General features: G+C 66.3%; 16 protein-coding genes. 11 read left to right on the top strand and 5 right to left on the bottom strand.

The genetic code is table 11. From position 1 onward, the window contains the following. Both TabM4_RS04385 and TabM4_RS04380 read right to left on the bottom strand, forming a co-directional pair. Entirely contained in the window at positions 1–606 is a 606-nt protein-coding gene (locus tag TabM4_RS04385; protein WP_434618972.1) for a toxin-activating lysine-acyltransferase, read from the bottom strand. Between the two features lie 155 nt (positions 607–761). Continuing rightward, positions 762–1541: a DeoR/GlpR family DNA-binding transcription regulator gene (locus TabM4_RS04380; protein ID WP_434618969.1), complete on the bottom strand. Its 780-nt coding sequence runs from the start codon at positions 1539–1541 to the stop codon at positions 762–764. A 231-nt stretch (positions 1542–1772) separates the two neighbouring features. Between TabM4_RS04380 and TabM4_RS04375 the strand changes: the two genes are divergently transcribed. The 5 genes from TabM4_RS04375 (at position 1773) to TabM4_RS04355 (ending at position 9143) form a co-directional block, all read left to right on the top strand. After that, positions 1773–2747 (top strand): ABC transporter substrate-binding protein, encoded by a 975-nt coding sequence (locus TabM4_RS04375; protein WP_434618966.1) that lies wholly within the window; start codon positions 1773–1775, stop codon positions 2745–2747. 72 nt (positions 2748–2819) lie between these two features. After that, a complete protein-coding gene (locus tag TabM4_RS04370) occupies positions 2820–3845 on the top strand; it encodes a quaternary amine ABC transporter ATP-binding protein (RefSeq protein WP_434618963.1) in 1026 nt (341 codons plus the stop codon). Beyond that, positions 3842–5836, top strand: a complete 1995-nt coding sequence (locus TabM4_RS04365) for an ABC transporter permease (protein ID WP_434618960.1) — start codon at positions 3842–3844, stop codon at positions 5834–5836. The genes TabM4_RS04370 and TabM4_RS04365 overlap by 4 nt, the downstream gene beginning before the upstream one ends. Then, entirely contained in the window at positions 5833–6711 is an 879-nt protein-coding gene (locus TabM4_RS04360; protein ID WP_434618957.1) for a phosphotransferase, read from the top strand. Before TabM4_RS04365 ends, TabM4_RS04360 begins: the two co-directional genes overlap by 4 nt. Further along, positions 6708–9143: a GcvT family protein gene (locus TabM4_RS04355; RefSeq protein ID WP_434618954.1), complete on the top strand. Its 2436-nt coding sequence runs from the start codon at positions 6708–6710 to the stop codon at positions 9141–9143. The genes TabM4_RS04360 and TabM4_RS04355 overlap by 4 nt, the downstream gene beginning before the upstream one ends. Positions 9144–9145: 2 nt before the next feature. Here TabM4_RS04355 and TabM4_RS04350 read toward each other — a convergent pair whose 3' ends face one another. After that, positions 9146–9763, bottom strand: a complete 618-nt coding sequence (locus tag TabM4_RS04350) for a class I SAM-dependent DNA methyltransferase (protein ID WP_434618951.1) — start codon at positions 9761–9763, stop codon at positions 9146–9148. A gap of 75 nt (positions 9764–9838) precedes the next feature. On the opposite strand from TabM4_RS04350, the gene TabM4_RS04345 reads away from it, so the two are divergent. The 5 genes from TabM4_RS04345 to TabM4_RS04325 all read left to right on the top strand — a co-directional run bounded on the left by TabM4_RS04345 (position 9839) and on the right by TabM4_RS04325 (position 14459). Next, on the top strand, positions 9839–10741 hold the full coding sequence (locus TabM4_RS04345) for a phosphotransferase (protein WP_434618948.1): 903 nt from the start codon (positions 9839–9841) through the stop codon (positions 10739–10741). Positions 10742–11010: 269 nt separating this feature from the next. After that, positions 11011–11658 carry a VPLPA-CTERM sorting domain-containing protein gene (locus TabM4_RS04340; RefSeq protein WP_434618945.1) on the top strand — a complete coding sequence of 216 codons (648 nt, stop codon included), beginning with the start codon at positions 11011–11013 and terminating at the stop codon, positions 11656–11658. Positions 11659–11960: 302 nt separating this feature from the next. Further along, positions 11961–12554, top strand: coding sequence for a VPLPA-CTERM sorting domain-containing protein (locus tag TabM4_RS04335; protein ID WP_434618942.1), 594 nt, complete (start codon positions 11961–11963; stop codon positions 12552–12554). Positions 12555–12874: 320 nt separating this feature from the next. Then, positions 12875–13507 carry a hypothetical protein gene (locus TabM4_RS04330; RefSeq protein ID WP_434618940.1) on the top strand — a complete coding sequence of 211 codons (633 nt, stop codon included), beginning with the start codon at positions 12875–12877 and terminating at the stop codon, positions 13505–13507. Between the two features lie 421 nt (positions 13508–13928). Beyond that, positions 13929–14459 carry a hypothetical protein gene (locus TabM4_RS04325; protein ID WP_434618937.1) on the top strand — a complete coding sequence of 177 codons (531 nt, stop codon included), beginning with the start codon at positions 13929–13931 and terminating at the stop codon, positions 14457–14459. Positions 14460–14524: 65 nt separating this feature from the next. Here the strand turns inward: TabM4_RS04325 and TabM4_RS04320 are convergent, their stop codons facing one another. Further along, the gene (locus TabM4_RS04320) at positions 14525–15349 is read right to left on the bottom strand and encodes a CpsD/CapB family tyrosine-protein kinase (RefSeq protein ID WP_434618934.1); all 825 of its coding nucleotides are present in this window, start codon (positions 15347–15349) and stop codon (positions 14525–14527) included. Position 15350: 1 nt separating this feature from the next. Next, positions 15351–16823, bottom strand: coding sequence for a GumC family protein (locus tag TabM4_RS04315; RefSeq protein WP_434618931.1), 1473 nt, complete (start codon positions 16821–16823; stop codon positions 15351–15353). Between the two features lie 352 nt (positions 16824–17175). On the opposite strand from TabM4_RS04315, the gene TabM4_RS04310 reads away from it, so the two are divergent. Then, positions 17176–19692, top strand: a complete 2517-nt coding sequence (locus TabM4_RS04310) for a tetratricopeptide repeat protein (protein ID WP_434618928.1) — start codon at positions 17176–17178, stop codon at positions 19690–19692. Positions 19693–19744: the final 52 nt, after the last annotated feature.

The raw sequence follows: 19744 nt of genomic DNA, 5'->3' as shown, positions 1-19744 counted from the left end.
CTAGCCCCCCTGTTCCAGAAGGCGTCGGGCAAACTGGCCCGCGCCATAGGAGCGAACGGCGACAGGGGCTTCGGGCGCGGGACGGGACCATTCCACCACGCGGTAGCGCGACCCGTCGCGGTTGTGCCAGAGCGTGCGGACATGCGGCAGCGACGGATTGGTGGCGAGCAGGGGAACGATCTGGTCGATATGGCCGAAGGGGGCCACGAAATCGACCAGCCAGACGGAGGGACCGCTGTTCCAGTCCTGCGGATGGAGCGGCAGGTGGTCAATGGCGAAGCGGCGTTCCTGCGCGGGGGCGAGGCCTGCCCAAGTGATGAAGGCGCGGGGAAAGCCGTTGGAGCGGAAGAGGCGATACTGGCCAAGGCGCAGGGGCGGTTCGAATTGCGCCATGACGGAGGCGAGGCTTTGTGGGCGATGATGTCGCCCCAGACCGGCGAGGAAGACCATCGCGCCAAGATCGGCAAGCAGGGTTTCGGGCAGGTCGAACCAGTCATCCGGGAAAGGCTGCGCTGTATCTGCCCCATCGGGCTTGGCCGCCCGCAACTCGGCGAAATGGCGCATCGTGGCGCGGAAGAAATGGTCGGACCGGGGGCGGTCTGTCATCCTGTCGCTTTCAGCTCTGCCCGATGCGGCAGCACCCTGCCCCGCGTCTTGCGGCGGGGTCATCGGGGCCGGGCATCCTTAAGTATTAGCAGATATTAACAAAAGGATGCCTTCGGGACAAGCTGCGCGGGTTTTCCTTGCCGTTTTCCGGGGGATCAGGGAGCGATGGCGATGGAGGTGCCCGCCTGCGTCAGGCTGTCGGAGAGGTCGAGAGGTGGCGGGCGATCGGTGACCAGAAGGTCGATTCCCGCAAAACCCGTGACGCGGATGAACCCGCGGCGGCCGAATTTGGAGGCATCGGTGGCGACGATCCTTTCGCCGCCGCAGGCCAGAACGGCGCGGGCGAATTCGGCCTCTTGCAGGTCGTAATCCATCACTCCGCCCGCATCGACGGCCCCGGCCGAGATGATGGCATGTTCCACCGAGAAGCGGCCGATGAATTCCAGCGCCGAGGCGCCGAGGGCGGCACCGCTGTCGTGGCGCAACTCGCCCCCGGCCATGAAGACGCGGTTGCCGTTGGCGGTGGCGAGGATACGGGCGATGTCGGAGGAATTCGTCACCACCGTGAGGCGGCGGTGACGGAGGAGTTCGCGGGCGATGAAGCTGGTCGTGGTGCCGGTATCGAGCATGACCGAGGCCCCGTCGGCGATGCGGGCGGCGATGGCGCGGGCGATGGCGCGCTTGGCTGGGGCATTCTCGCGCATGCGGCGGTCGAAGGGGGCCTCGCCCGTCTGGCCGGCAAGGCCCACGCTGCCATGGCTGCGCACCGCCGCGCCCGCATCGACCAGCACGCGGATGTCGCGCCGCGCGGTTTCGGGCGAGATGCCCAGCGCGGTGGCGACATCGGCCACGGAAAGCATCCCCTGCCCGTCGAGGAGTTTGAGAATCTCTGACTGCCTACGGGAGACCATCTTTGCCCTTGCGCCGGGCAGCATGCCCGCTTGTGACCGTTTTATGTTTGCATTCTGCCCGTTTCCAAGCGTTTCGCCAAGGACTCGGTCAGCAAAAACGCGGGGGCGTTCAGGAATCGTTTGACAGCTTGGGCTTGGCTGCGGGTAACCTTGGGTGTGGCGGGGCCGTCCGGGGGGCCCATGCCGTGGCACTGCCCCCACCCGGCCATAGAAACCGGAGCCGATCCATCGGCCCGCAATCCTTGCAGGGAGATCATGATGCGCCGTTTCACCCCCCTTCTGTCCGGTCTGCGCCCGCTTGGCCTTGCCGCCGCCATCGCCGCCTCGACCGCGCTGCCGACCCTCGCGCAGGAGTCGACCGATCCGATCAAGCTGACGCTGCATGACTGGACGGGGCAGTTGATCACCACGCAACTGATGGGCGAGGTGCTGAAGAAGGCCGGATACAGCGTGGAATATGTGCAGGCCGATTACCTTGCGCAGTTCCCCGGTCTGGAATCGGGCGATCTGCATGTGGCGATGGAGATCTGGGAGACGACGGGGCGCGAGGCGATGGATGCCTCGGTCGCGACGGGGAATGTGGAGGTCTTCGGCCCGACCGGCATGCAGGCCAAGGAGGAATGGTGGTATCCCACCTACATGAAGGAGCTTTGCCCCGGCCTGCCGAATTGGGAGGCCCTGAAGGACCCCGCATGCGCCGAGGCCTTTTCGACCGCCGAGACGGCACCGAACGGGCGCTATCTGGGCGGGCCCGTGACATGGGGCGGGTTCGACGAGGAGCGGGTGGAGGCGCTGGATCTGCCCTTCGAGGTGATCCATGCCGGGACCGATGCCGCGCTGTTCGCAGAATTGGAAAGCGCCTATCAGCGCAAGGCGCCCATCGTGCTGTGGATCTACGCGCCGCATTGGGCACCCGCCAAGTATGAGGGCGAGTGGGTGGAGTTTCCGACCTATTCGGTGGAGTGCTACAACGACCCGGCGGTGGGGGTGAACCCCGACATGGCCTATGACTGCGGCAAGCCCTTCGGCGATATCTGGAAGGTGGGCTGGGCGGGGCTGAAGGACAAATGGCCCGGCGCGCACAAGGCCATTCAGGCCTTTTCCATCGACAATGCCGAGATGGGCGCGATGATCACCGAGGTGGACCTGAACGGCAAGACCGTGGAGCAGGTGGCCGCCGATTGGATGGCCGCGAACGAGGCGCGCTGGAGCGCTTGGATCGCCAAGTAAGGCAGGAGCCGTACGGCCTTGTTACGGGGCGGCGGCGGGCCGCCCCATCCTTTCCCCATGGTTTCGCGATAGATGACCCAAGCGCCTGAAAAGCTTGTCTGCCGGAATGTCTGGAAGGTCTTCGGTGCCCGCGCCGAGGAGACCCTTGCGCGCATGGGGCGGGACCCCGCGCCGGAGCGGTTGATCGCGGCGGGGCTGGTGCCTGCGGTGCGGGCAGTGGACCTGACGGTGCGCGAGGGCGAGATCTTCGTCATCATGGGGCTGTCGGGATCGGGGAAGTCGACGCTGGTGCGCTGTCTGTCGCGGCTGGTGGAGCCTTCGGCGGGGGAGATCCTGTTCGACGGGCAGAACCTGCTGATGGCAAGCGAGGCGGAGATGACGCAGATCCGCCGCCACAGGATGGGGATGGTGTTCCAGCATTTCGCCCTGCTGCCGCATCTGACCGTGCTGGAGAATGTGGCCTTTCCCTTGGAGATGCAGGGGGTGGCGCGGGCGGCGCGCGAGGCGCGGGCGCGGGAGATGATCGGGCTGGTGGGTCTTGCGGGGCGCGAGGGGAGCTATCCGCGGCAATTGTCGGGCGGGCAGCAGCAGCGGGTGGGGATCGCGCGGTCGCTGGCTGTGGAGCCGGAGCTTTGGTTTCTGGACGAGCCGTTTTCGGCGCTGGACCCATTGATCCGGCGGGAGTTGCAGGATGAGTTCATCCGCCTGCAGTCGCGGCTGCGGAAGACCATCGTCTTCATCACCCATGATTTCGACGAGGCCATAAGGCTGGCCGACCGGATCGCCATCATGAAGGACGGGGTGATCGAGCAGACCGGGACGCCGGAGGAATTGGTTCTGAATCCGGCGACGCCCTATGTGCGCGAATTCACCCGGGCGGTGCCCAAGGCCAAGGCGGTGCGGGTGGCGCGGCTGATGGTGGCGGAAGTGCCGCCGGAGGGGGTGCCCGCCGTTCCGGCGCGGGCGACGGTGGCCGAGGCGGGCGCGGCCTTCCTTGACGGGGCCGAGCTACTGGCAGTGACGGATGAGGGCGGCGCGCGGATTGGGGTGCTGCGGCGGGCGGATGTGATCCGCCTGATCCTTGGAGGGGAGGCATGACCGCCCTGCCCTATCCTGCCGCGATGCCTGCGCGCCTGATCTGGGGCGTGGCGCTGCTGGCGGCGGCGGTGCTGTGGCTGTGGGGGGCGACGATCGCGCCCTTTGCCTTCGAATACCCGAAGGCATGGCAGATCCCGGCTGCGAAGTGGATCGGCGGTTTCATCAACTGGCTGGTGAAGGAGGCGGCCATCGGGCCAGTGGCCTTTGCCGATGTGACGCGGTTTCTGGCGGCGGTAATCGATGCGCCCTATCGGTTCGTGCTGTCGCTTTTGTCCACGGGCGTGCTGTCGGGGGAAGGGTCGAGCGCGGTGCAACTGTGGCCGCCCTTGCCTTGGGTGGCGGTGATCGGGGTCTTCGTCCTGCTGGGGCTGTGGGCAGGGGGCGTGCCGCTGGCCGCGACGCTGGGGGCCTGCATGGGGTTCGTCGCGGTCTTCGGGCAGTGGGACAGCGCGATGGTGACGCTGGCCTCGATCATCGTGGCGGTTCCCATCGGGGTCGTCGGGGGGCTGCTGCTGGGCATCGCCGCGTGGCGGATGCCGTGGCTGGACAGGGCGATGAAGCCGGTGCTGGACCTGATGCAGACGATGCCGGTCTTTGCCTATCTGGTGCCCATCCTGATCCTGTTCGGCTTCGGCCCCACGGCGGCCATCGTGGCGACGCTGATCTATGCCATGCCGCCGATGACGCGGATCACCACGCTGGCGCTGCAACGCGTGCCGGGCGAGGTGCATGATCTGGGCCGGATGGTGGGCTGCACGCCGCGGCAGATGACGTGGCGGGTTCTGGTGCCCTCGGCGCGGGAGCCGCTGATGGTGGGCGTCAATCAGGTGATCATGCTGTCGTTGAACATGGTCATCATCGCGTCGATGATCGGGGCGGGGGGCCTTGGCTTCGACGTGCTGAACGCGCTGAGGCGGCTGGATTTCGGGGCGGGGATCGAGGCCGGGTTCGCCATCGTGGCGCTGGCCATCGCGCTGGACCGGCTGAGCCAGGCGCTGGCGCGGCGGGGGCGGGAGGCGGAGGCGCGGGGGGGCCTCGCGCAGCGGCATCCCTATGTGCTGGCGGCGGTGGTCCTGATCGCGGTGACATGGGTGCTGGGTCTGCTGCTGCCCGCGGTGCAGACCTACCCGGACGCGGCGCGGCTGAGCACAAGCCCGTTCTGGGCGGCGGCGGTGGAGTGGATCAACCTGACCTTCTTCGACACGCTGGAGGCGGTGAAGAATGCGGTGCTGATCGGCATCCTCGTGCCGGTGAAGCGGTTCATGCTGTCGCTGCCATGGGTGGCGGTGGTGGCCCTGCTGGCCCTTGCGGGCTGGCGGCTGGGCGGCGCGCGGCTGGCGGCGCTGGTGGGGGGGCTGTCCTTCCTGATCGCGGCGACGGGGCAATGGGAGAAGGCGATGATCACCGTCTATCTCTGCGGCCTGTCCACGGTCTTTGCCATGCTGATCGGGGTGCCGGTGGCCATTGCGGTGGCCAATCGCGACAGGGCATGGGCGGTGACGCGGGCGGTGATCGACACGCTGCAGACGCTGCCCTCCTTCGTCTATCTGATGCCCGTCGTGATGCTGTTCCGGGTGGGGGATTTCACCGCGATGATCGCGGTGGTCGCCTATGCGGTGGTGGCATCGATCCGCTATACGGTGCTTGGCCTGCAGGGCGTCGATCCGCGTCTGATCGAGGCGGGGCGGGCGATGGGCTGCACCGAGTGGCAGATCCTGACGCGCATCCGGCTGCGGCTGGCGCTGCCGGAGATCTTGCTGGGCGTGAACCAGACGGTGATGTTCGCCCTGTCCATGCTGGTGATCACCGCGCTGGTCGGAACGCGGGATCTTGGTCAGGATGTCTATATCGCGCTGACCAAGGCCAATCCGGGCAACGGGCTGGTGGCGGGGCTGGCCATCGCCTTCATCGCCATCATCGCGGATCGGCTGATCCATGCGGCGGCCGAGGGGCAGCGGGCCAAGCTGGGCCTGACGGGAGGTGGCGCATGATCCCTGACAAGCTTCGCGCCCTGCCATTCGAGGGGGAGATCGTGGCAGAGCCCCTGCTGGGGGGGCTGTCGAATGAAAGCTGGAAGGTGACGGATGCGCGGGGGGCGCATGTGGTGCGGTTCGGGAAGGATTACCCGTTCCACCATGTCGACCGCGCGCGCGAGGTGATGACGGCCCGTGCCGCCCATGCGGCGGGGTTCGGGCCGGCGGTGGAATTCGCCGGGCCGGGGGTCACGGTAGTGGAATTCCTGAACGCGCGCACATGGGGGCCGGAGGACCTGCGCCGCGAGCCGGAGCGGGTGGGGCATCTTCTGCGTCGGTTCCATGACGGGATGGCCGCGCATGTGGAGGGGGCGGCCTTTCTGTTCTGGCCGTTCCATGTGATCCGCGACTATGCGCGCACCATCCGCGCGGGGGGCAGCGTCTTTGCAGACGAGTTGCCCGCGCTTCTGGACCTTTCGGCGCGGCTGGAGGCGGCGCAGGTGCCGCTGCCCATCATCTTTGGCCATCATGACCTGCTGCCAGCCAATTTCCTTGATGACGGGGAAAGGCTGTGGCTGATCGATTATGAATATGCCGGTTTCGGCACGGCGCTGTTCGACCTTGCGGGGGCGGCGTCGAATGCCGGGATGGATGCGGGCGAGACGGCGCGTCTGCTGCGGGCCTATTTCGGGCAGGACCCCGCCCCCGACCTGCGCCGCGCCTTCGATGCGATGCAATGCGCGAGCCTTCTGCGCGAGGCGATGTGGGCCATGGTGTCGGACCTGCACCTTGCCGCGCCGGGCGCGGATTACCGGGCCTATGCCCGCGAGAACCTTGCCAAGCTGGATGCCGCGCTTGGCCATTATCATTCCCTGCACGGACAAGAGACATGACCCTTCCCACACATGCCCAGATCGTCGTCATCGGCGGCGGGATCATCGGCTGTTCTACCGCCTATCATCTGGCGCGCGACCACAAGGCGGATGTGATCCTGCTGGAACAGGGGAAGATCACATCGGGGTCGACATGGCATGCGGCGGGGCTGGTGGGGCAGTTGCGCGCCTCGGCCTCGATCACGCGGGTGCTGAAATATTCGGTCGAGCTGTACAAGGGGCTGGCGGCGGAGACGGGGCTGGATACCGGGTGGAAGATGTCGGGCTGCCTGCGGCTGGCCACCAATGCCGATCGCTGGACGGAGTATCGGCGGCTGGCCACCACGGCGCGCAGTTTCGGGATGGAGATGCATCTGATCTCTCCCGAGGAGGTGAAGCGGATGTGGCCCCTGATGGATGTGTCAGATCTGGTGGGGGCGAGCTGGCTGCCGACGGATGGGCAGGCCAGCCCCTCGGACATCACCCAGAGCCTTGCCAAGGGCGCGCGTATGCACGGGGCGCGGCTGCATGAGGGGGTGACGGTCACCGGATTCCAGATGGACGGGCGGCGGATCACCGGGGTGGTGACGGATCAGGGCACCATCGCCTGCGAGAAGGTGGTGAACTGCGGCGGCATGTGGGCGCGCAAGATCGGGGCCATGGCCGGGATCAACGTGCCGCTGCAACCGGTGAAGCACCAGTATATCGTGACGGAGCGGATCGCGGGCCTGTCGCCGGATGCGCCCACCCTGCGCGACCCGGACCGGCGGACCTATTTCAAGGAAGAGGTGGGCGGTCTGGTCATGGGCGGCTATGAGCCGAACCCGCAGGGATGGGTGCAGGGGGATATTCCCAAGAATTGGGAATTCCGGCTGTTCGACGACGATTACGACCATTTCGCCCAGCATCTGGAACAGGCCATCGCCCGCGTGCCCGCGCTGGAACAGACGGGCGTGAAGCAGATGATCAACGGGGCGGAGAGTTTCACGCCGGACGGGAACTTCATCCTTGGCCCGGCGCCGGAATGCGCGAACATGTATGTGGGCGCGGGGTTCAACGCCTTTGGCATCGCGAGCGGCGGGGGCGCGGGCTGGGTTCTGGCGGAATGGGTGATGCGGGACGAGGCGCCGCTTGACCTGTGGGTGGTGGATATCCGCCGCTTTTCCGGCCTGCACCGGGACCGGCAATGGGTCTTTGACCGCACGATGGAGGCCTATGGCAAGCATTACACCATCGGCTTCCCGCATGAGGAATATGAAAGCGGGCGGCCCCGGATCACCTCGCCGCTTTTCGCGCGGCTCAAGGAACATCGGGCGGTCTTCGGGTCAAAGCTGGGCTGGGAACGGCCGAACTGGTTCGCGCCCGAGGGGATGGAGGCGCGCGACGTCTATTCCATGGGGCGGCAGAACTGGTTTGCCCCGGTGGGGGCGGAACATGCCCATGTGCGCGGGAAGGTGGGGGTCTTCGACCAATCCTCCTTCGCCAAGTATGAACTGAGCGGGCCGAAGGCGGCGGAGGCGCTGGAATGGATCTGCGCCAACCGCGTGGCGCGCGATGTGGGGCGGCTGACCTATACGCAGCTTTTGAACACGCGCGGGGGGATCGAGGCCGACCTGACGGTGGCGCGGCTGGCGGAGGACCGGTTCTATATCGTGACGGGGACCGGGTTCCGCACCCATGACATGGCATGGATCGCGGATCACCTGCCGGGGGCGGGCTGCGCGCTGGAGGATGTGACCGAGGGTTGGGGGACGCTGTCCCTTATGGGGCCTGCGGCGCGGGCGGTGCTGGAGAAGGTGACGGGCGCGGATGTGTCGAACGCCGCCTTCCCCTTTGGCCATGTGCGCGAGATCGGGATAGCAGGGGCGACGGTGCGGGCGCTGCGGGTGACCTATGTGGGCGAACTGGGCTGGGAGTTGCATGTGCCGCTGGACCGGACCGGGGCGGTCTTCGATGCGCTGATGGCGGCGGGGGGCGCGGACATCCGGCCCGTGGGATACCGCGCGCTGGAGAGCCTGCGGTTGGAGAAGGGCTATCGCGCATGGTCGTCGGACATCACGCCGAATGACACGCCCTTCGAGGCGGGCCTTGGCTGGGCGGTGAAGATGAAGGGGAACACGCCCTTCATGGGCCGCGCGGCGCTGGAGGCCGTGCAGGGCAAGCCGCTGGTGAAGCGGTTCGTGGGCTTTACGCTGGAGGATCCGGAGGCGGTGCTGGTGGGGCGCGAGACGATCTTGCGGGACGGGGAGCCTGTCGGCTACCTGACCTCGGGCGGCTATGGCTATACGGTGGGGAAGAGCATCGGTTACGGCTATGCGCGCAATGCGGCGGGCGTGACGGAGGATTGGCTGGCCGCCGGGCGATACGATCTGGTGGTGGCGGGCGAGGTGCTGCCCGCGCGGCTGGTGACCGGGCCTTTGGTGGATGCGGAAGGGGCGCGGATCAGGGCATAGCGTCAGAGTTTCCGCAGGGCCACGGCCAGCGAGGGGACGGTGCCCGCCTCGCCCGGCATGGAGACGTAAGGGGCGGTCTGTTCCAGCGTGGCGAGGTCGGTGCGGGCCGTCAGGAAGCTGTGGAAACCGTCCCAGAGCGTGGTCTTGACGGTGAGGACGAGCGTCCCGCCGGGGCGCAGGATGCGGATCAGTTCGGGCAGGCCTTCGGTGCCCACATGGCCGGTGGTGAAGACGCCGGTGGAGATGACGCCCGCGAAATGGCCGTCCGCGAAGGGCAGGTCGCGCCCGAGCGCAAGGTTGTGGAGCGCGGCATAGGCCCCCTTCGCCCGCGCCACGGCAAGCATGCCTTGCGACAGGTCCAGCCCCTCGACCGGGGAGAGGCCTATGATGGCCAGCCAGTCGCCCAGAAGCCCGGTGCCGCAGCCCGCATCGAGGATCGGCCCCGCGCCATGCGGCAGATGGCGGGACAGGAGCGCAAGGCCGATGGCCGGATGCCGATAGCCGGCCCGCGCCATTTCGGCATCATAGGTTTCGGCCCAGCCGTCATAGAGGGCGGCCACCTCTTCCGGGGCCTTGGCGTCATAGACCGCGCCCAGATGCCCGTCATGTCGACCTGCCATTGTCCCGCACTCCCCGCTTTGCGTCGGCGCCAGATTGGGCCAGACTGGCGGCGGAGGCAACGGCAAGGGACGGTCATGAGTGACGAGGTGATGGAAGTGGCGCGTGGCATCCCCGCTCTGGCGGGGTTTGCCGGGGTGCCAGAGCGGCTGGGCGGGCTGACCAACCGGGTCTGGCACATGGGCGCGCATATCCTGCGCATCCCCGGCGAGGGGACGGCGGAATATATCGACCGGGCGAACGAGGCGGTGGCGGCGCGGGCGGCGGCGGCGGCGGGCGTGTCGCCGGAAGTGGTGCATGTGGACCCCGCCAGCGGGGTGATGGTCACCCGGTTCATCCCCGATTGCGTGACCATGACCCCTGCCCTGTTCCGGTCGCGCGCTGGCAGCCCGGCGCGGGCGGCCCGGGCCTTCCGGCAGTTGCATGACAGCGGGCAGATCTTTCCCGCGCGTTTCGACATTTTCGCGATGATCGACGATTACAGCGCCCTCTTGGCGACCAAGGCCATGGCCCTGCCCGAGGGGTACGAGGCCGCGGTGGCCGAGGCGCAAGCCGTGCGGGCGGCGCTGGCGGTGCATCCGGTGCCTCTGGTGCCCTGCCATTGCGATCCGCTTTGCGAGAATTTCCTCGATACCGGGGCGCGGATGTGGATCGTGGATTGGGAATATTCCGGGATGAACGATCCGATGTGGGATCTGGGCGACCTGTCGGTGGAGGCGGGGTTCGACGCGGCGCAGGATGAGGAATTGCTGACGGCCTATTTCGGCGGGCCTGCCCATCCGGCGGATCGGGGGCGGATGGTGATCTACAAGGCGATGTGCGATCTGCTGTGGACGCTGTGGGGGTTGATCCAGCATGCGAACGGGAACCCGGCGGATGACTTCATGGCCTATGCGACGGGCCGGTTCGACCGTTGCCGCACGCTGATGCGCGATCCGGGCTTCGCGGGGCATCTAGCGGCGATCCGGGCAGGGCGGTAGCGGCGAATCAACCCGGAACACGGGGGCATGATCGGCGCGGATCGTGGGGGGACATGGGGTGGATACAACCTGTGGTGAGCAAATTGCCCGCAATGGCATGGCCGGGGCACCGAGGATTGCAGCAGGAAGGTCACGCGGCACGCCAAATCTGGCGGAAAAGCGGCATCCAGCCAGAAGGATGTATTTTACCCCGACGAAATGTGGCATTAATAGACCTTAAGAATGGTCAAGGTCCGCGCGGCGGTCGGCAAGTCATTGGAGTTCGTTCTATGTTCGACAAGATCAAATCCATCGTCCTCGGCGCCGTGGCGGCGGTGGCGATGACCTCGGCGGTGCAGGCGGCACCGGTTTCATTCACAATCTCCAACGGCAGCCTCTCTGCTGGCGGAACCGGCAGTGTATGTAACGAACTGATGTGCAACGTTTCGACCTCGGCCGGTCCGGTGAACGGCGTGATCCGGAACCTTGAGATCGGCCAGTCGGAGTCGGTGGTGTTCTTCCGCTATCTGCCCGAAGTCGACGAAGATTTCGAACCTGGCCAGCCTGGCGCAGGGAGCGCTGCAGAAACGATTGGTTTGCGGGGCGGTATCCAGCTGACCTTGACGAGCGCGTTCAACGGCAGCGCGGCAGGATCGTTCTTCAACTTCTTTGCGGATGGCAGTCTTGCCAACTGGGCGGTGAATGACGACGGTGAGCTTCTTCCCGGTGCGGTTCTGAGCTGGGTGGCGCAGCCGGCGATGGCCGGGCCGTTCCGCGTGATCTTCGAATCCACGCTGTTCGAGACGGTTGCGGGCAGCCAGCGTTGGCGCAGCATCGTGACGATCAGCGCGGTGCCGCTGCCGGCGGGCTTGCTGCTGCTGCTGACCGGTCTGCTGGGACTTGTGGGTCTGTCGCGGCGGCGCAAGGCCCTCGCCTGACCCCAGCGTCAACTCAGGTTGTGCAGCGCCCCCGGATTCGGGGGCGTTTGCTTTTGTGCCGGGCAGCACACGCTTTCCTTGCCGCATACTGCCACCCCGGCGACAGGACGCTAATCTGGCGCTGAAGTCGGGAAATGCGGCGCAATCTATGCGTGCCCTCTCTGCGCGATCGGCGCTCATCTTGTGTGTTTTCGATGGCAGACCACAATTTGAGGTTGGTTTTCGGGGAAATATGGCGTTAATCGGCCTTACTTATGGCGGAAGATTGTCCGCCGCTGCATCGGCAGTCAGGAGCGTTTGAAATGTTCGATAGAGTGAAATCCATCATTCTGGGTGCTGCGGCCGCCCTGTTCATGGCGGGGGCTGTTCAGGCCGCTCCGGTGAACTTTCAGGCCGGGAACGTAACGGCCAGCCTGTCCGGGTCCTGCGACGGGTTCTGCAATGTCCTCGTGCTGGGGCTGCCCCAATCCGGCATCATCCGCACGGTCGATGACGGGTCCCCCTTGGACCTGAACGCTATTGCCTTTCCGGGCGTGCCCACGGGGGACCTTACCGGGGATAGCTTCACTGTTCTGGCCAGCATCGCGCTGGATGTCGGCGGGACAGTCTACAATTTCGCAGCGCGGGGCCTGATGACGGACTGGACCGTGGGGGCCTTGGGTGGGTTCCGGTCCGGAACGCTGTCCTGGACGCAGCAGCCTGTGATTCCGCAGGGTAGCCCGCTTTCGGTGGTGTTCAATGACGCTCTTGAGGTCGGGCCGTTCGGGGTGCGCTTCAGCACTCTGACGATCAGCGCCGTGCCGAGTGTGGTGCCGCTGCCGGCGGGTGTCGTGCTGCTGCTGACGGGGTTGCTTGGCCTTGTGGGCCTGTCACGCCGCCGCAAGGCCGTGGCCTGAGATCAGGCGATAATCGGATCGACGACAGCGCCCCCGATTTCGGGGGCGTTTTCTTTTCGGCACATGCGTGCGAATCAGGTCTGTACGAGCCGCAGGGCGGGTGATCCCAATCCCTAACCGTGCGGGGAGACGGAAAAAGGCCAAACAACCCTTGCGTGCGCACCCTGCAACATCCGCAGCGATCACTTCGGGAATTTCGGGACAATCCGCAGCCCCAACACATCAAGCTGTTCGCATACTGGCATTTAAGGCGTAAATGTGTCTGAAAGATGACCGCGATCTGCCGCGCGGCCTTTGGCTGCCTTGGGGGAGAATAAGGAATGTTCCAGAAAGCAAAGTCCGCGGCACTTGCCGCCCTTCTTGCCTCGTGTCTCGCATCCGGGGTGGCTGCCGCGCCCGTAAATTACATCACCGGTGACGTAACGGTGACAGTGACGGGCAACAGCGACGAGTTCCTGAATGCGAATGTCACTGGCCTGAACCAAAGCAACAATACGGAAGTGATCAACGAAGGTGAGGAAGACATCGTCGTTGCGATCCGGTTCAACCCCCTCGCCAATCCCAATCAACCCGGGGGCGGGCAGGGAAACGACAGGGGGGATAGCACACCGGACGAGTTCACCTTCATCGCGAGCATTGTCCTGCAGGTTGGCACGTCGCTCTTCAGCTATTCGGCACAGGGTCTGATGTCGAACTGGACCGTTGACTCCAGTGGTGGCTATCTTACCGGGGCGTTGTCGTGGATCATGCAACCGACAACACCCCTCGGCAGCCCCTTGGACGTGGTGTTCAATGCGGAACTGTTCCGCACCAATCAGGGCAATCTTGAATCGACACTTACTATCAGCCAAGCCACCAGTGTCGTGCCGCTGCCAGGCGGCGTGATCCTGCTGTTGACGGGTCTGCTGGGTCTCGTTGGCCTGTCGCGCAGGCGGCGGACGGTGACGGCCTGAGACTGCCGGGAGGTATGGCGAGGGCGCCCCTTGGGGCGCCTTTTGTCTTGGTGGGATCGGACAAAATTCTACTCTTAGTAGAAATTACCTTCCCGAATCAATTTCTGGTTAGCCTTCCGAAATGCAGCACACTGCCCCCGCCCCACACCAATTCGGCACGTGAAAATGGGCAGATGTAAGGGCGAAATCCGGGAAACCGGTGCAAATTCCCGCCAGACAGGCGGAAATCATCCTGCGCCATCAAAATGTTGTTTTTCTGCAAGCGAATGTGTCATTAATACGTCCTAACGATGGTTGCATAGTGGCGGAACATGCGTGTCTGGGCCGCCCTTTGGAGAGCGTTTTGATATTCGGTTCTGGTTCACTTTTTGCGGGCATACTGGCGACCGGCCTGCTGGCAGGCGCGGCTCAGGCTGCGACGGTGAGCTTTTCCGTGACCAATGTGGGGGCCTTTTCCATCGCCGAATGCAGCGATGGCACCTGCAACATGAACGGTGCGGGAATGGTCGGGACATTCGGCCTCTCCGACACTCTGGAAGAGGGAGAGTCCGTCGGTTTCGAGGCCTTCGAGTGGACGGCCCTGACGCAGCCCGTAGGCGATGCGGCGGAGGACATTCCTGTAACGGCCTTCCTGACGCTGGCCGTGGGCGGGGGGAACCTATTCTTCGAGGCGATGGGCGTGATGCGGGGCTGGTCTCTCTCTCCCTCCGGCACGCCGGCGGGCGGGTCGCTGGTCTGGTCGCCGGTCAGCATCCCGGAGGGCAGCCCGCTGCGTGTCGTCTTCGACGATTTCGTGGTGCCTGCGGGGGTTGAGACTGCTTTTGTGCGTTCGGGCATCACCGTGACGGCGGTGCCCAGCGTTGTGCCCCTGCCGGGCGGTATCGTGTTGCTTGTTACGGCATTACTCGGGGTTTTCGGGCTCTCCCACCGTCGCAATTTCGCGGCGGCATGAGGGACGGAACCCATCGCAAAACTGGGGCGCCTCGGCGCCCCTTTTCTTTTTGCGTCAGATGCCGGTCAGTAGCCCGCGCTGCCCCCGCGGCAGCGGTTCAGCACGACGCCCGCAAGGGCTGTGCGGGCCTTGATGTCGCGCAGGCAGGTCTCCAGTTGCGCGGTGGTGGTGCGTTCGGCGGAGGCCACGAGCAGCGCGCAGTCGACATTTCCAAGAAAGGCAAGCGCATCGTCGCCCGACATCACCGGCGGTAGGTCGAACACCATGAAATCGGGGCGATAGCGCACCTCGATCTCGCGCAGGACCTCGGCTGCGACGGGGCTGTGCAGGAGTTCGGCAGAGAGCGGGCTGCGCGAACGGTTGGCGACGACAGCGAGGTTGTCGCGCACGCGCAGGATCGCCTGCACGGGGCGCACCTCGCGCGAGAGCATCGCGGCCATGCCGGCGCGCGGCGGCAGGTTCAGGGCGCGCGCCAGCGAGGGGCGGCGCAGGTCCACCTCGGCCAGCAGGGTGCGGATCTCCTTCTGGCGTGAGAGGCCGAAGGCAAGGTTCATCGCGACGGTGCTTTTCCCGCAGCCCTTGTCGGGCGAGGTGATGGCGATGCGCTTCCAGCCATGGGCGCGCATTTCCTGAAACACCTTGGTGCGGAGCACATCGAAGGCAGGGGCTTCGTCACCGCTGCCTGCCGTCACCACGCGGGATTGGGCGAGCAGGCGGGGGTGCAGGTCGGCGACGGGGAATTCGTCCCACTTGTCGGTATCGCTTTCGAAGGGACGGTCGTCATCGACCGTCTCCGCCTCGGCCGCCGCCTCGGGATCGACGCGGAAGCCCGGCCCTTCACGCATGGCGCGGGCGCGGGCAAGGGCGGACTGCATGCGTTCGAAAGCCATCTCAGTTGCCTCCGGCCATGGCGACTCCGATCGGGTCGGGCAGCGCGCCCAGTAGCGTGGGCAGAAGTTGCTGCAGCGTATCACGGCCCTGCCAGAGCAGCGCCAGCAGGACAAACAGCATAACCGTCGACAGGCCCATGATGGCCCAGTTGCGCGCCAGTTCGCCGCGGGTGCGGACATTCGGCAGCGACACGACCATCATGGAGTCGCCGGTGATGGCGAGGATATCCTCGGGGCGGCGGATCACGCTTCGCAACATCTCAAGCGCGAAGACGAGGCCGCCCGCCGCGGCAAGGCCCGCGACGATGCCCGCAAGCCCGATCAGCAGGCGGTTGGGGCTGTACGGCCGGTCGGGGCGGACGGCCTGTTCTATGACGGTGATGCGGCGGCCCTTGGCGAGGCTTTCGATCAGTTCTCCGACCTCGGCCTTGGCGAGGTTGCCCACGGCAAGGTCGTACTGGCTGCGCACATTCTCGTAATCGCGTTCCAGAGCCTCAAGCCGGATGCCGACGCGGGGCGTCTCGGCGATGGTGGCGCGGAGGGTTTCGGCGCGAGCGATGAGTTGATCGCGTTCCTCGTCGAGATAGGAGAGTTCGCTGACGAGGTCGCTGCGGCGGACGTCGCGGGTTGTCATCGCGCCGGAGGTGGAGGGTGCCTCGGCGCCCTCGGCGGCGGGTTCGTCGCTTTGGAAGGTGCTGGCCTGACCGTTGATCAGACGGTCGATGCGATCGATCTGATCAACGAGGGCGCGGCGGGTGCGGTTCAATTCGCCAAGGCGCAGTTCGATGGCGGCAAGGTCTTCGCGGCGGAACACGAGGCTGTCGGGAAGGGCGTCGATATTCTCTTCCTTGAAGCGCTGGATGACTTGCGAGCGGTCCGAAAGTTCCTTTTCGAGGCGCGTCGTCTCTTGCGCGAAGAAGGCCTGAGTCTGGCGGGCGATCTGCAGGCGGGTCGCGGCGTCTTCTTCCAGAATCAGGGTGACAAGTTCATTCGTGACGGCTGCGGCCATGTCAGGATTGGGAGAATCGAACATCACGCTGACGAGGAGGGCGTCGGTACTGTTGCCGCTGCGGGCCCGCTGATTGGAGGGGCTGACGGTGATCCGGCTGCGCAGGTCGTCGACGATCTCGCCCGCCGATGTGGGGGCCCCGCCCTCGCGCCCCTCGCCTTCGTAGAGGTTCAGGCGGGTGGCGAGGTTGACCAGCATGTCGCGCGACAGCACGCGCTTTTCGATGATCTGAAGCTGTTCGTCGGCATTGGTCTGAACGGTGGACTGGGCGAGGCTGTCGGGGATCTGTTCGGATTCCACGACAAGCAGCGCCTCGGCCCGGTAGAGGGTGGGCAAAAGCATGGCCACGGCAAGGATGCTGCCCGCGACCAGCAGAAAGACCGCGACAGACAGCACGAACCAACGGCGCAGGCGCGACAGGAAGAAGCCGAGCTCGAAGGGGGCCGGGGTGTCGTCGGTTACCATCCTGCCCTCCTGCCCTTGGCGCCGACCGGGGCGGCGGTCATGGCGTCACGCCTTTGAAAGGGGTTTGGGTCCGAAACATACATCTACCGTTCATCCACCTTGGTCCCGCCGGGCAGTTCGTGCGGCTGCCTGCCGTTTCGGGACTCGCTGCTCTCTCCGTTTGCATTAATACTAGTTGACGGGTCATCGTCCACCCGGCATCCAACTGTTTTTGACAGTGGCGGCATGCGGATGGCGGACAACCACCGACGAAAGCCATTGCGAACGTTCTTTTTTCAGGCGTCGGGGAGTGGCCCCGCCGCGGGGATACGCCGCGGATGCGGGCCGATCCCTTGCCGACAGGGGAGTTGTCATGTCCGTTTCGCCCGTCCTGCCCCGGCTTGCCGCCGTCATGCTCTGCGCGGCCCTGCTTGCGGGGTGCCAGTCGTCCGAGGAGAAGGCGGAGGCGCATTTCGAAAGCGCCCAGCAGCTTCTGGCCGAAGGGGATGACGCGCGCGCGCTGGTGGAGTTGCGCAACGTCCTGTCCTTCAACCCCGAACATGTGGAGGGGCGGCGTCTTCTGTCGCAGACGATGGAGGAGTCGGGCGACCTGTCGGGGGCCTATGCCAATTACCTCGCTTTGGTAGAGCAGCTTCCCGGTGATCTGGAGGCCCGGCTTGCCGTGGCGCGCATCCAGCTTTCGCAAAGCCTTTGGGCGGAACTGGCGCAGACCGTCGCGGCGGCGGAACGGATCAAGGCCGACGATCCGCGCGTTGTGGCCTTCGGGCTGGTGCGGGATTATCAGGCTGCGGTGCAGGCGGGGAACGACGTGCAGACCGCCTCCATCGCGCGGCGGGCCGAGACGCTTCTGGCGATGGAGCCGGACGATCTGGCGCTGCTGCGCATCGTGATCGACCGCAAGAGTTCGGCCGGCAATTCGTCGGAGGCTGCGGCCCTGATCGAGCGGTCGCTGGCGCTGGCCCCGCAGGATTACGCGCTGCAGAACGCCCGTCTGCGCCTTTTGATCGAGGCCGAGGACGGCCCCGCCGTGGTGGCGCAGATGGACCGGATGATGGCGCTGTTCCCGCAGGACGAGGTGCTGCCCGCGGCACGGCTGCAATGGCATCTGACGCGCGGCGAGACGGCCGAGGCCGAGGCCTTCCTTCGGCAGCGGGCGGGGGCTCCGACCGGCGAGACGCAGCCGCAGGTGGAATTGGTGGAATTCCTGCGCGTGACGGCGGGGCCGGAGGCGGCACTGGCAGAGTTGGACGGGCTGATCACCGCGAATGCAGAAGACCCAAAGGCGGATCTTTACCGGGCGCTGCGGGCATCGATCACCTTCGAGACGGCGGATCGGGCGGCGGCGCTGGCGGAACTGGCCGATATCGTGGCGAAGGCAACGTCCTCGGATCAGACGCGCAGCATCAAGGCTCTTTATGCCAATCTGCTGAACCGCGAGGGCGCGGTGGAGCAGGTTGATGCGCTGGTGGCGGATATCCTGAAGGAAGATGCCTCGCATCAGGAGGCGCTGATGCTGCGGGCGGCGCGGTTCATCGCGCAGGACCGGCCGGGTCAGGCGATCGTCGATCTGCGCGCGGCGCTCAATCAGGCACCCACCGATGCGCGGGTGCTGTCGGCGCTGGCCACCGCCTATCTGCGCGACGGTAATACCGACCTCGCGACCGAGACGATGGCGCGGGCGGTGGAGGCGGCACCCGGCCAGCCCGCTCTGGCGCGCGACTATGCGCGGCTGTTGCAGGATCTGGGGCGGGCCGAAGTGGCGCAGGCCGTGGTCTATGACGCATGGCAGCGCAACCTTGGCGATCCGGGGCTGATCGAGATGCTGTCCTCGATGGCTTTGGCCGCGCAGGATTGGCAGCTTGCCGCGGAAATCCTTGGCGTGCTGCGCGGCTCTCCTACGGAAGAGGGGCTTTCGGCGGCGGACCAGTTCGAAAGCACCGTCCTGCAGGCGCAGGATCGGTTCGACGAGGCCCTGGCCATCATCGACGCGCGTCTGGCGCGCGCGGCGGAGGAGGACAGCGCGGGCGGACGGGCGACCTGGACGTTGCTGAAGACCGAGGCGCTGATCCGGGCCGAGCGGCGGGCAGAGGCGGTGGCGCTGCTGTCTCAGGCGGTGACAGAGATGCCCGAATTTCCCGCCCTTCGGCACAGGCAAGCGGAACTGGCGCAGGAAGACGGCCGGACGGAAGAGGCCATTGGCATCTACCGCGCCCTGATTGCCGCGAATGCGGGCGATGAGCGGGCGGTGCGCATCCTTTATGGCATCCTGAGCACCGAAGGGCAGACGGAAGAGGCGAAGACGGTGCTGGCCGCCGGGCTGACCGCACGCCCTGATGCGGTGGACCTGCGCTGGGTGGAAGCATCCCGTCTGCAGGAGGAGGGCGACATCGCCGGGGCCGTTGCCATTTACGAGGCGCTCTATGCACGCGACAGCGGCAACCCCATCATCGCCAACAACCTTGCCAGCCTGCTGGCAACGCTGTCGGACGACCCAGAGACACTGGACCGCGCCGCGCGGATCGCGCGCCGCCTGCGCGCGTCGGAAGTGCCTGCCTTCCAGGACACCCATGGCTGGACCCTGCACCGGACGGGCAATTCCGCCGAGGCGCTGCCCTTCCTCGAGGCGGCGGCGGCCGGGCTGAGCGAGGATGGATCGGTGCAATATCACTTGGGGGCGGTACTGGCTGCGCTGGACCGCAGGGACGAGGCGCGGGCCGCGCTGGAACGGGCCGTGGCCCTTGGTCAGGGATCGGCGCAGCCCTTCGTGGCACGGGCCGAGGCCCTGTTGGCGGAACTGGACGCGCCTGCGCCCGCCCCCGCCGCCACGCCGGCACCCGCGCCCGCGACGGGCACCACCACCACGCCCTGATCGGCCGGTTGCCACCTGACAGAGAATCACCTCGACCGGAAGGCGAGTGCCC

Origin of the sequence: Tabrizicola sp. M-4, from assembly GCF_051132405.1 — a bacterium.
Lineage (GTDB): Bacteria > Pseudomonadota > Alphaproteobacteria > Rhodobacterales > Rhodobacteraceae > Paragemmobacter.
Note: the sequence above shows the minus strand (reverse complement) of the source record. Positions and strands in the feature narration are given on the sequence as shown.